Source organism: Pseudomonas veronii (assembly GCF_001439695.1).
GTDB classification, from domain to species: domain Bacteria; phylum Pseudomonadota; class Gammaproteobacteria; order Pseudomonadales; family Pseudomonadaceae; genus Aquipseudomonas; species Aquipseudomonas veronii.
In genome coordinates this window covers 47,543-59,361 of record NZ_JYLL01000022.1, presented here as the reverse complement: position 1 = coordinate 59,361, position 11,819 = coordinate 47,543, and the positions used below count along the sequence as shown (strand labels likewise).

The 11,819-nt window shown below is 63.8% G+C and carries 10 protein-coding genes; 2 read left to right on the top strand and 8 right to left on the bottom strand.

Annotated features, from left to right (window positions below):
* Positions 1–54: 54 nt before the first annotated feature.
* The 8 genes from TU80_RS22330 to TU80_RS22295 form a co-directional block, all read right to left on the bottom strand.
* Positions 55–828 (bottom strand): 3-hydroxybutyrate dehydrogenase, encoded by a 774-nt coding sequence (locus tag TU80_RS22330; protein WP_017846642.1) that lies wholly within the window; start codon positions 826–828, stop codon positions 55–57.
* 7 nt (positions 829–835) lie between these two features.
* Positions 836–2,227 carry a GntP family permease gene (locus TU80_RS22325; protein ID WP_046383116.1) on the bottom strand — a complete coding sequence of 464 codons (1,392 nt, stop codon included), beginning with the start codon at positions 2,225–2,227 and terminating at the stop codon, positions 836–838.
* A 285-nt stretch (positions 2,228–2,512) separates the two neighbouring features.
* Positions 2,513–3,928 carry a sigma-54 interaction domain-containing protein gene (locus TU80_RS22320; RefSeq protein WP_057005435.1) on the bottom strand — a complete coding sequence of 472 codons (1,416 nt, stop codon included), beginning with the start codon at positions 3,926–3,928 and terminating at the stop codon, positions 2,513–2,515.
* Positions 3,929–4,035: 107 nt separating this feature from the next.
* A complete protein-coding gene (locus TU80_RS22315; RefSeq protein ID WP_057005434.1) occupies positions 4,036–5,613 on the bottom strand; it encodes an ABC transporter ATP-binding protein in 1,578 nt (525 codons plus the stop codon).
* 10 nt (positions 5,614–5,623) lie between these two features.
* Positions 5,624–6,646, bottom strand: coding sequence for an ABC transporter permease (locus TU80_RS22310; protein WP_057005433.1), 1,023 nt, complete (start codon positions 6,644–6,646; stop codon positions 5,624–5,626).
* Complete coding sequence (locus TU80_RS22305; RefSeq protein WP_057005432.1) at positions 6,646–7,707, bottom strand: microcin C ABC transporter permease YejB; 1,062 nt, start codon at positions 7,705–7,707, stop codon at positions 6,646–6,648. Before TU80_RS22305 ends, TU80_RS22310 begins: the two co-directional genes overlap by 1 nt.
* Positions 7,707–9,566, bottom strand: coding sequence for an extracellular solute-binding protein (locus TU80_RS22300; protein ID WP_057005431.1), 1,860 nt, complete (start codon positions 9,564–9,566; stop codon positions 7,707–7,709). The genes TU80_RS22305 and TU80_RS22300 overlap by 1 nt, the downstream gene beginning before the upstream one ends.
* A gap of 130 nt (positions 9,567–9,696) precedes the next feature.
* Entirely contained in the window at positions 9,697–9,978 is a 282-nt protein-coding gene (locus tag TU80_RS22295) for a peptidylprolyl isomerase (protein WP_003208024.1), read from the bottom strand.
* Between the two features lie 161 nt (positions 9,979–10,139).
* On the opposite strand from TU80_RS22295, the gene TU80_RS22290 reads away from it, so the two are divergent.
* Together TU80_RS22290 and TU80_RS22285 are read left to right on the top strand one after the other, a co-directional pair.
* Complete coding sequence (locus TU80_RS22290; RefSeq protein ID WP_057005430.1) at positions 10,140–11,330, top strand: NnrS family protein; 1,191 nt, start codon at positions 10,140–10,142, stop codon at positions 11,328–11,330.
* 9 nt (positions 11,331–11,339) lie between these two features.
* Positions 11,340–11,759 (top strand): hypothetical protein, encoded by a 420-nt coding sequence (locus TU80_RS22285; protein ID WP_057005429.1) that lies wholly within the window; start codon positions 11,340–11,342, stop codon positions 11,757–11,759.
* The last annotated feature ends 60 nt before the right edge of the window (positions 11,760–11,819 follow it).

Here is an 11,819-nt window from a genome sequence, read left to right as displayed (position 1 = left end):
GGGCAAGTCGAATCGTCGCACCGCCCCTCCCACATTGGATTTTCTGTGTTTGGTCTATTGAGCCAGCCAACCACCATCGATGTTCCATGCCGCGCCGCGCACTTGGGCACCGGCCTCGCTGCACAAAAACAATACCAGCTCACCCAGTTGCGGCGGGGTGACGAACTCCAGCGACGGCTGCTTCTCTGCCAGTAAATCATGTTGCGCCTGCTGCGGGTCGACGCCGTTGGCCGCGCGATCATCGATCTGCTTCTGCACCAGCGGCGTCAGCACCCAGCCGGGGCAGATCGCGTTGCAGGTCACGTTGCTGGTGGCGGTTTCCAGGCCGACTACCTTGGTCAGGCCGATCACGCCATGCTTGGCCGCGACGTAGGCGGCCTTGCCCACCGAACCCACCAGGCCATGCACCGAGGCGATATTGACGATGCGCCCCCAGCCCTTGGCCTTCATGCCCGGCAGGCTCAGGCGCGTGCTGTGGAACACCGACGACAGGTTGATCGCGATGATCGCATCCCAGCGCTCCACCGGAAACTCGTCCACCGCCGCCACATGCTGGATGCCGGCGTTGTTGACCAGAATATCCACGCCGCCGAATTCGCGCTCGGCGTAGGCGAGCATGTCGGCGATCTGCGCCGGGTCGCTGACGTCCGCCGGGTGATGCCCGACCTTGCCGCCGAACGCCTGTACCTGGGCGATCACCGCGCTGGCGTCGCCGAAGCCGTTGAGGATCAGGTTGGCGCCGGCCTCGGCCAGGCTCAGCGCTATGCCCAGGCCGATACCGCTGGTGGAGCCGGTGACCAGGGCTGTCTTGCCGTTCAAATTCGTCATGAAAACCTCACACAATGCCGGTGGCGTAGAAAGTACCGATCACCACGAACACCGCGAGGGTCTTGATGATCGTGATGCCGAAGATGTCCTTGTAGGCTTCGCGGTGGGTCAGCCCGGTGACCGCCAGCAAGGTGATCACCGCGCCGTTGTGGGGCAGGGTGTCCATGCCGCCGCTGGCCATGGCCGCGACCCGGTGCAGCACTTCAAGGGGAATATTCGCCGCATGGGCCGCCGCAATGAAACTCTCGGACATCGCCGCCAGGGCGATGCTCATGCCGCCGGACGCCGAGCCGGTGATACCGGCCAGCAGCGTCACGGTAATCGCTTCGTTGACCAGCGGGTTGGGGATGCCCTTGAGCCAGTCCGCCAGCACCAGAAAGCCCGGCAGCGAGGCGATCACCGCACCGAAGCCGTATTCCGAGGCGGTGTTCATCGCCGCCAGCAGCGCACCGCTGACCGCGCTCTTACTGCCTTCGGCGAGCTTGCTTTTGATCGCCGACCAGCCGAACACCAGCACCATGACGATGCCCACCAGCAACGCCGCCTGCACCGCCCAGATCGCGGTGAGTTTGGCGATTTCGGTGGTCACCGGCGCGCTCATGCCCGGCAGGCTGAGGCTGTGGGTCTTGCCGTACCACTGCGGGATCCAGTGGGTGAACAGCAGGTTCATCACGCCCACCAGGAGCAGCGGCGACAGCGCGATCCAGGGGTTGGGCAGGCTCAGGTTCTCGGCGGTTTCCGGCTCGTTGCGCAGTTCGGTGCCGTAGCCTTCACCGGCCCGTTGCGCCTTGTTGCGCTGGCGCGCCAGGTAGAGCATGCCGCTGCAGAACACGAAGATCGTGCCGATCAGCCCCAGCCACGGCGCAGCCCAGGCGGTGGTGTTGAAGAACGTGCTGGGGATGATGTTCTGGATCTGCGGCGTGCCGGGCAGCGCGTCCATGGTGAACGAGAACGCGCCGAGGGCGATGGTCGCCGGGATCAGGCGCTTGGGGATGTCGCTCTGGCGGAACATCTCCGCCGCGAACGGGTACACCGCAAACACCACCACGAACAGCGACACGCCGCCGTAGGTGAGCAGGGCGCAGACCAGCACGATCACCAGCATCGCCTGGCGCGTGCCGAGCAAGCGGATTGCGGCCGCCACGATCGAGCGCGAGAAACCCGACAGCTCGATCAGCTTGCCGAACACGGCACCGAGCAGGAACACCGGAAAATACAGTTTGATGAAACCGACCATTTTCTCCATGAACACCCCGGTAAACGCCGGGGCGACCGCGGACGGGTCGGTGAGCAGGACAGCGCCGAGGGCGGCGATGGGGGCAAACAAGATGACGCTGTAGCCACGGTAGGCAGCCAGCATCAGCAGCGCGAGGGCTGCCAAGGCAATGATCACACTCATGGTGTGTCTCCATCAGATTGTTATTTTTGTGGGGTGATGCGTTGGAGGAGGGCTATAGCGAGATGCGTGCCATGTTCATAACCTATTGAAATACATGGATATTATTGTATCCACGAACAAGCTTTTCAGATCTGGTCTCAATTCAGAGACAAAAACACATCAAAGGTGGGAGGGGGCTTGCCCCCGATAGCGGTGGGTCTGTAAAGAATAGGCTGACTGAGGCACTGCCATCGGGGGCAAGCCCCCTCCCACAAGGATTGTCTTTGTTTTGAGAATTTTGTCTCTTTATTGAGATATGGCCAGGCCCAGCGCGACCATTTTCTTGTACAAGGTCGACCGGCCCAGCCCCAAGCGCTGGGCCGCGGCCACCACGTTCCCGCCGCAGGCCTTGAGCGCCGCAGTGATCAACTGCCGATCGAAGCGCTCCCGCGCCGCTGCGAACGTCTCGCCTTCGAACGTCTCGCCTTCGAGCGTTTCCATCGCCTCGCGCGCCACCGGGCTGAACGTGCCGATCGCGGCGCGAATCTCAGCCGCGCCCAACACCCGGTCATCGCTCAACAACGCCGCGCGTTCCAGCACGTTGCGCAGTTCGCGGATATTCCCCGGCCATGCATGCCGCGCCAACAACGCCAGGGCCTCGCGGTCCAGTTCGTGGTGGCTGCGCAGGTCTTCGAGGATCGCTTCGCTCAGCGCCGGAATATCTTCCAGGCGTTCGCGCAACGGCGGCACCTGGATCGGCAGCACATTCAGCCGGTAATACAGGTCGGCGCGAAACTCGCCGCGTTTGATCGCCGCTTCCAGGTCCATGGACGTGGCGGCGATCACCCGCACGTCGCTGTGCCGCATCTCGTTGGAGCCGACCGGTTCGTATTCCTTCTCCTGCAACACCCGTAACAGCTTGCTTTGCAGCGGCAGGGGCATGTCGCCGATTTCATCGAGAAACAGCGTGCCGCCCTGGGCGATCTGCAACTTGCCGGGGCGGCCTTTGCGGTCGGCGCCGGTAAACGCGCCGGGCGCGGTGCCGAAGAACTCGGCTTCGAGCAGGTCATGGGGAATGGCCGCGCTGTTGATGCTGACAAATGCCTTGTGCGCCCGCGTCGAGGCGCCGTGGATCGCCTGGGCCAGCAACTCCTTGCCGGTGCCGGTCTCGCCGAGCAGCAACACCGGCGACTCGGCACTCGCACTGCGCCGTGCGCGGCGTTTGACTTCGAGGCTGGTGGCGCTGGTGCCGATAAAGTGCGCAAAGGTGTACTTGCTCTGGCGTGAACGCAGCAGCGAGCGGGTGGACGCCAGTTCTTGCTGCATGCTCAGGTAACGCTCGATCAGCGGCGACAGGTTGCGCAGCTCATCGAACAGCGCAAAGCCGATGGCGCCGATCACCGCGCCGGCGTCGTTGTGGATCGGCAGGCGCATCACCACCAACGGGCCTTTGGGCGTGTCCTGGATATCCAGCAGGATCGGCTGGTCGTTGCGCACCACCTGGCGCAACAGGCTGTTGGCGATGACCTGTTCGCAGGGTTGGCCGATGGCTTCGTCGGCGCTCTTGAGGCCGAAGCGCTTGGCGTAGCGCTCGTTCATCCACACGATGTTCGCGTCGCGGTCGACAATCACCGTGCCTTCGCTGGACTGCTCGATGATCTCGAACAGCGACTGGATGGCCAGGCCGCGAACCTGTTGGTAGTCCTTGAGGCTGGTACTCATGCGTGCAGAATCCTGTAGGAGCGAGCTTGCTCGCGAAAAACGTTAACGATGACGCGGCCTGCTGGTTGAACGCGGTGTCCTTGCGCTTTTCGCGAGCAAGCTCGCTCCTACAAGGGGATGTGTGCGGCGGCCAGCAGTTCCTGGGTGTACGGGTGTTGCGGCGATTCAAACACATCATGGCTGGCGCCGCGCTCCACCACCTTGCCGTCCTTGATCACGATCATGTCGTGGGCCATGGCGCGCACCACGGCCAGGTCATGGCTGATGAACAGGTAGGTCAGGCCGTACTTGTCCTGCAGCTCGCGCAGCAACGCCACCACTTGCTTCTGCACTGTGCGGTCGAGGGCCGAGGTGGGTTCGTCGAGCAGCATCAGCGCCGGCTTGAGCACCAGCGCGCGGGCGATGGCGATGCGCTGGCGCTGGCCACCGGAAAACTCGTGGGGGTAACGATACCGGCTGGCCGGGTCGAGGCCGACGTCCTTGAGCACCTGGATCACCTGCGCGTCACACTCGGCGAGGCTGCACGGTGCGTGGACTTCCAGGCCTTCGCTGATGATCTGCTGCACCGACATGCGCGGGCTGAGGCTGCCGTAGGGGTCCTGGAACACCACCTGCATCTGCTTGCGCCACGGGCGCATCTGTTTGTGGTTGAGCGCGTCGAGGGCGACGCCCTGGAAGCGGATGCTGCCGGTGGAGTCCAGCAGGCGCAGGATCGCCTGGCCCAGGGTGGATTTGCCCGAGCCCGACTCGCCGACGATGCCCAGCGTCTTGCCGCGCTGCACGCTGAGGCTGATGCCGTCCACCGCGCGCAGGTAGGTCTTGCGCTGAAACAGGCCGCCGCCGAGGGGGAATTGCACGCTCAGGTCGTCGACCTGCAACACCGTTTCGCGCGTTTCGCCGCACAGCACCTCGCCCGCCGGTTCAGCGTCGAGCAGCAAGCGGCTGTAGGGGTGTTGTGGCGCGTTGAACAAGGTTTCGCAGTCGGCCTGTTCGACGATCTCGCCGGTATGCATCACACACACGCGCTGCGCCATGCTGCGCACCAGGTTGAGGTCGTGGCTGATCAGCAGCAGCGACATGCCCAGGCGTTGCTGCAAGGACTTGAGCAGCAGCAGGATCTTGCGCTGCACGGTCACATCCAACGCGGTGGTGGGCTCGTCGGCGATCAGCAGTTCCGGCTCGCAGGCCAGGGCCATGGCGATCATCACGCGTTGGCGCTGGCCGCCGGAGAGTTGGTGCGGATAGGCCTTGAGCCGTTCCTGGGGGTTCTGGAGGCCGACCAGTTCGAGCAGTTCAATGATGCGCGCCTGTGCTGCTTTGCCGCCCACACCTTTGTGCAACAGCAGGGTTTCGCCGATCTGCTTTTCGATGCTGTGCAGCGGGTTGAGGGAGGTCATCGGCTCCTGGAAGATCATGGCGATGCGGTCGCCACGCAGCTTTTGCAGGGTGGCCGCCGATGCGCCGATCAACTCTTGGCCGCGATAGCGCACGGAGCCGCTGGTTTGCGTGCCGGCTTCGGGCAGCAGTTGCAGAATCGAAAGGGCCGTCACCGACTTGCCCGAGCCCGACTCGCCGACCAGCGCCAGGCACTCGCCGGGGCGCACATCCAGGCTAAGGTTGCGCACCACGGTCTGGCCGCTGAAGGCGACGCAGAGGTCGCGGATCTCGATCAGGTTGTCGCTCATACAGACTCACTCATGCACGGGGGTCGAAGGCATCGCGCAACGCCTCGCCGATAAATACCAGCAGCGACAGAATCAGCGCCAAGGTGAAAAACGCCGTCAGGCCCAGCCATGGCGCTTGCAGGTTCTGCTTGCCCTGGGCGATCAACTCACCCAGCGACGCGCTGCCCGCCGGCATGCCGAAACCGAGGAAATCCAGGGCGCTCAAGGTGGAAATCGCCCCGGTCAAAATAAACGGCAGGTAGCTCAGGGTGGCCGTCATGGCATTGGGCAGGATGTGTCGGCGCATGATCTTGGCGTCGCTCAAACCCAGGGCCCGCGCCGCCTTGACGTACTCCAGGTTGCGCCCGCGCAGGAACTCGGCGCGCACCACGTCCACCAGGGCCAGCCAGGAAAACAGCGCCATGATCCCCAGCAGCCACCAGAAGTTCGGTTCGACAAAGCCGGACAGGATGATCAGCAGGTACAGCACCGGCAACCCGGACCACACTTCCAGCACCCGCTGACCGATCAGGTCGACCCAGCCGCCGTAGTAACCCTGCAACGCGCCCGCGGCGATGCCGATGCTCGCACTGATCGCGGTGAGCGCCAGGGCAAACAGGATCGACACCCGCGCGCCGAAGATCACCCGCGCCACCACGTCGCGCGACTGGTCGTCGGTGCCCAGCCAGTTCACCGCCGAGGGCGGGCTGGGGGCAGGGCGGGTCAGTTCGTAGTTGGGCGTGTCGTCGTTGAACGGCACTGGCGGGAACAGCATCCAGCCGCCGTCCTGCTTGATCAGCTTCTGTACGTAGTCGCTGCGATAGTCGGCCTGGAACGGTAATTGCCCGCCAAACTGCTGCTCGGTGTAGCGCTTGAACACCGGAAAATACAGCTCGTTCTTGAAGCTCAACACCAAGGGCTTGTCATTGGCGATCAACTCGCCACCCAGGGTCAGGATGAACAGGCCGATAAACAGCCACAGTGACCACCAGCCGCGGCGGTTCTTCTTGAACCGCTCGAAACGCCGACGGGCCACGGGAGATAGATTGAACATCAGGCGTTCCTCGCGGCGAAGTCGATACGCGGGTCCACCAGGGTGTAGCAGAGGTCGCCGATCAGTTTTATCAAGAGGCCGAACAGGGTGAAGATAAACAGCGAACCGAACACCACCGGGTAGTCGCGGGACACCGCGGCTTCGTAGCTCATGCGCCCGAGGCCGTCGAGGGAAAAGATCACCTCGATCAGCAACGAGCCGGCAAAGAACACGCTGATAAACGCCTGGGGAATCCCCGAGATCACCAGCAGCATCGCATTGCGGAACACATGCCCGTACAGCACCTGCCGTTCGCTCAAGCCTTTGGCGCGGGCGGTAACCACGTATTGGCGCGTGATCTCATTGAGGAACGAGTTTTTCGTCAGGATGGTCAGGGTGGCGAACCCGCCGATCACCAGCGCCGTGACCGGCAAGACCAGGTGCCAGAAATAGTCGGCGACCTTGCCCACCGTGCTCAGTTCGTCGAAGTTTTCCGAGACCAGGCCGCGCACCGGGAACCAGTTCAGCGAGGTGCCGCCGGCGAACACCACGATCAGGAACATCGCAAACAGGAACGCCGGCATCGCATAGCCGATCACGATGGCGGTGCTGCTCCACACATCGAAGTTGCTGCCATGGCGCACCGCCTTGCGGATCCCCAGGGGGATGGACACCAGGTAGGTGATCAGCGTGGCCCACAGGCCGAGGGAGATGGTCACCGGCATCTTTTCCAGGATCAGGTCGGTGACGGTCGCGCCGCGAAAGAAGCTGTTGCCGAAGTCCAGCCGGGCGTAGCTCTTGAGCATCAGCCACAGGCGCTCCGGCGCCGGCTTGTCGAAGCCGTATTGTTTTTCGATGTCCTTGATCAGTTTCGGGTCCAGGCCACGGCTGGCCCGCGAGCCGCTGCCGAGGCCTTCGCCGGCGGAACCGCCGATGCCGCCGCCGCCGATCCCTTGCAGGTGGGCGATCGCCTGTTCCACCGGCCCGCCGGGCGCGGCCTGCACGATCACGAAATTGACCAGCAGGATGATCACCAGCGTCGGGATGATCAACAGCAGGCGTCGCACGATATAGGCAAACATCAGCGCATCCCTCCGCGTTTTTTAAGCTCCGCGCTCATTTGTGCGTTCGTCAGTGGCGTGGGGCTGATTTCCCACCAGGTTTCCAGGGCTTCGTCATTCTTCGCCTCGATCGCCGGGCGGCCGAAGCGGTTCCACCACGCGGCGGACGTGCCGGGCGGGTAGTAATTGGGGATCCACAGGTAGTTCCATTGCAGCACCCGGTCCAGGGCGTGGGCGTAGGTGAGCATCTGCGCCTGGGTGTTGGCTTTCACCAGGCCCTTGATCAGGCTGTCGACGGCCGGGTCCTTGAGCACCATGTAGTTGTTGGCGCCCGGGTCGAACGCGGCGCTGGAGCCGAAGTAGTTGTACAACTCCATCCCCGGCGAGGTGGTGACCGGGAAGCCGGTGACGATCATGTCGTAGTCCCGCGTCATCAGCCGGTTGACGTACTGCGAGGAGTCGATGCGGCGGATGATCAGGGTGATGCCGATCTGCGCCAGGTTGCGCTTGTACGGCAGCAACAGACGCTCGAGGCCGGGTTGGGCATAGAGGAAGGTGAACTCCAGCGGCTCGCCCTCGGCGTTGACCAGCTTGTCGCCGTCGGGGTTCCAGCCGGCTTCTTCCAGCAGGGCCAAGGCTTGCAGTTGCTTGTCGCGGATCATGCCGCTGCCGTCGGTGACGGGGGCTTTGAAGACCTGGCTGAACACCTCGTCGGGCACCTGGCCGCGCAGGGGTTCGAGGATCGCCAGCTCTTCCGGGGTCGGCAATTCGCTCGCGGCCAGCGGGCTATTGGAGAAGTAGCTCTGCTGGCGGATGTACAGGTTGCGCATCATCTGCCGGTTGGCCCATTCGAAATCCCACAGCATCGCCAGGGCCTGGCGCACGCGGCGGTCCTGGAACATCGGTTTCTGCACGTTGAACACATAGCCTTGGGCCGGTTGCGGCATCTCTTTGGCCAGGTGCGCGCGTTGCAGGCGCCCGTCGTCCAGCGCCGGGCCGTTGTAGCCGATGGAATAACCGGTGGCGGAGAACTCGCGGTTGAAGTCATACGCGCCGCCACGCAGCACCTGGCGCGCCACTTCGGTGTCGCCGAAATATTCCAGGCTCAGGTGATTGAAGTTGTACAGACCGCGGCTGACCGGCAAGTCCTTGCCCCACCAATCAGGGTTGCGGGTAAAGGTGATGGTGCTGCCCGCGTCGATCTTGCTGATTTTGTACGGGCCGCTGCCCAGCGGCGCTTCGTAGCCGCCGCCGTTGGCGAAGTCGCGGGTTTTCCACCAGTGCTCGGGGAACACCGGCAGGGTGGCGATATCCAGCGCCAGGGTGCGGTTTTCATCGCTGGAAAAATCGAAGCGCACCTGGCGTTCGCCTTCGACTTCGACGTGTTTGACGTCGGCGAACAGCGTGCGAAAGCGCAGGCTGCCCTGGGTCATCAGCAAATCGAAGCTGTAGCGCACGTCTTCGGCGGTGATCGGTGTGCCATCGGCAAAACGGGCCTTGGGGTTGAGGTAGAAGCGCAGCGACAGGCCGTCGTCCGCGCGTTCCATCTTCTCGGCGACCAGGCCGTAGACCGTGTACGGCTCGTCCAGGGAGCGCAGGGCCAGGGGCGAGTAGAGCCAGCCGTCGATCTGGGACACGCCGATGCCTTTGTCGATATAGGGCAGCACATGGTCGAAGCGCCCGATCTCGATGGCCGAACGCCGCAGGCTGCCGCCCTTGGGCGCGTTGGGGTTGGCATAGTCGAAATGGCTGAAGCCGGTGCCATATTTGGCCGGTTCGCCATACACGGTCAGGTAGGTTTGCGGGGCCGCGATCACAGCGGTGCTGGCCAGCAGCAGAGCCAGGGTGGAGCTGAATAGAGTCGAAAAAGCCAGTCGCATTATCTGCCTTGAGCGCCGGGTGAAGGAGAATAGGGATTTGTACGCTAACGGCCTGAGCATCGCCAGTCATCCCATGCACAACGGCCCACCAAAAGGCGGGCCGTTGTTTCAAGCATCAGCGTGGACTGAATCAGTCCTGACGGCTGGTGACTTCCAGCAGGTGATAACCGAACTGGGTTTTCACCGGGCCTTGCACGGTGTTGACCGGGGCGCTGAACACGACGGTGTCGAATTCTTTAACCATCTGGCCTGGACCGAACGAGCCCAGGTCGCCGCCTTGACGGCTGGATGGGCAGCTGGAATTGGCTTTGGCGACTTCTGCGAAATCGGCGCCGCCTTCGATCTGGGCCTTGAGTTCGTTGCACTTGTCTTCGGTGGCAACGAGGATGTGACGGGCGGTGGCTTTGGCCATGGGAATTAACTCCTTGAGTAAAAACGCTGAGCGTACCGGATTCGGGCGGTTATTTCCTGGCAAAGTTCCCCTGTCCGTGGCGGGCGTGCTTGATCTACGACAAGGGCAAAGCGCAGGCTGCAGCGCAAGATTGTCGCATTCATCTGTTTAGGAGCCGTGCTATGCAAGTGCTCGATCGACGCAAGGCCATGGCCATTCCCCCATTGTTTCGCCTGGCATTCCGCCCGTTTTTCCTCGGTGCCTGCCTGTTGGCGGTACTGGTCATTCCTCTGTGGTTGTTCGCCCTGGGCGGCGCCACCGGTACTTGGCAACCGGCCGGCGGCTGGCTGGCCTGGCACCGGCATGAGCTGCTGTTCGGCTTTGGCGTGGCGATCATCGCCGGTTTTTTGCTGACCGCGGTGCAGACCTGGACCGGCCGCCCCGGCCTCAGCGGCGCGCCCCTGGCGTTGCTCGCCGGGTTATGGCTGGCGGCGCGCCTGGGTTGGTTGCTGAACCTGCCGTGGCCGCTGCTGGCGGTGCTGGAACTGAGTTTTCCGCTGGCGGTGGCCGGGGTGATGGGCTGGACGCTGTGGAAGGTCAGGCAAACCCGTAACTACCCGATTGTACTGGTGCTGGGCTTGCTCGCCGTGGCAGACGCGTTGGCGTTGTATGGGTTGCTGCGCCATGACGAGGGCGTGGAGCGCCAGGCGGTGCTCACGGGGTTATGGCTGGTGGCGGCGATGATGGGGCTGATCGGCGGTCGGGTGATTCCATTTTTCACCCAACGTGGCCTGGGCCGGGTCGATGCGGTCAAGCCGTGGCCGTGGCTGGACCGTGTGTTGCTGGGCGGTTCGATCCTGGTGGCGTTGCTTTACGCCAGCGGGCTGGCGGTGTTCCCCAGCCGGTGGAGCGGCGCACTGTTCGCTGTGCTCGGCCTGGGCCACTTGCTGCGCCTGGCGCGCTGGCATGACCGTGGCCTGTGGCGCGTGCCGCTGCTGTGGTCGCTGCACCTGGCCTACGCATGGTTGGCCGTGGCCTGCCTGGGCATGGCGCTGTGGCATTTCGGTGCGCCGCTCAACCCGAGCCTGGCCGTGCATGCGCTGACGATCGGCGCCATGGCCGGGCTGATCCTGGCGATGGTGGCGCGGGTCAGCCTGGGCCATACCGGTCGGCCGTTGCAGCCGCCGGGCGGGATGACCCTGGCGTTCGCCCTGTTGAACCTGGCGGCTGTGTGCCGGGTGGCACTGGTGTTGATCTGGCCCGTGGCGGCCTTGTGGCTGGCGGGGCTGTGCTGGTCGGTCGGCCTGGGCTTGTACCTGTGGCGGTATGGCCCGATGTTGTGGCGGGCGCGGGTCGACGGGCACCCCGGTTAGGAGCATTGCATGCTGTATTCGTGGTTGTTGATCGTGCATCTGCTGGCGGCGATCGCCTTTATCGGCACGCTGTTCTTTGAAGTGGTGATCTGGCACAGCGCCCGCGAGGAACTGGCCTGGTCGGCGCGTTTCACCGCGGAACACGCGATCGCCCGGCGTTCGCGGCGGGTGCTGCATGGCGTGGTGGTGCTGCTGTATGGCGCGGGTATCGGCCTGGCCTGGCATTACCGCGGCCTGCCATGGAACAGTCATTTCGGACTGTTCCTGAGCCTGAAAATCTTCCTCGCCCTGAGCATCATCGGGCACTACCTGCTGCTGGCCTACTGGCTGACCCGCGAGCGCCTGAGCCCCAAGCGTGCGCTGTGGATACGGCGCAGCATTCTCGCGCACATGGTGGTGATTGTGGTGCTGGCGAAGTCATTGTGGTGAGCCGCCTGCGGCGCCATGACGCGGCGGATTGTTGATCGCGGTCAAGGGCTAAAACCTGCG

Coding starts and splice junctions, on each gene's coding strand:
- TU80_RS22330 (WP_017846642.1), bottom strand. CDS start 828: ATGACGAATTTGAACGGCAAGACAGCCCTGGTCACCGGCTCCACCAGC.
- TU80_RS22325 (WP_046383116.1), bottom strand. CDS start 2,227: ATGAGTGTGATCATTGCCTTGGCAGCCCTCGCGCTGCTGATGCTGGCT.
- TU80_RS22320 (WP_057005435.1), bottom strand. CDS start 3,928: ATGAGTACCAGCCTCAAGGACTACCAACAGGTTCGCGGCCTGGCCATC.
- TU80_RS22315 (WP_057005434.1), bottom strand. CDS start 5,613: ATGAGCGACAACCTGATCGAGATCCGCGACCTCTGCGTCGCCTTCAGC.
- TU80_RS22310 (WP_057005433.1), bottom strand. CDS start 6,646: ATGTTCAATCTATCTCCCGTGGCCCGTCGGCGTTTCGAGCGGTTCAAG.
- TU80_RS22305 (WP_057005432.1), bottom strand. CDS start 7,707: ATGTTTGCCTATATCGTGCGACGCCTGCTGTTGATCATCCCGACGCTG.
- TU80_RS22300 (WP_057005431.1), bottom strand. CDS start 9,566: ATGCGACTGGCTTTTTCGACTCTATTCAGCTCCACCCTGGCTCTGCTG.
- TU80_RS22295 (WP_003208024.1), bottom strand. CDS start 9,978: ATGGCCAAAGCCACCGCCCGTCACATCCTCGTTGCCACCGAAGACAAG.
- TU80_RS22290 (WP_057005430.1), top strand. CDS start 10,140: ATGCAAGTGCTCGATCGACGCAAGGCCATGGCCATTCCCCCATTGTTT.
- TU80_RS22285 (WP_057005429.1), top strand. CDS start 11,340: ATGCTGTATTCGTGGTTGTTGATCGTGCATCTGCTGGCGGCGATCGCC.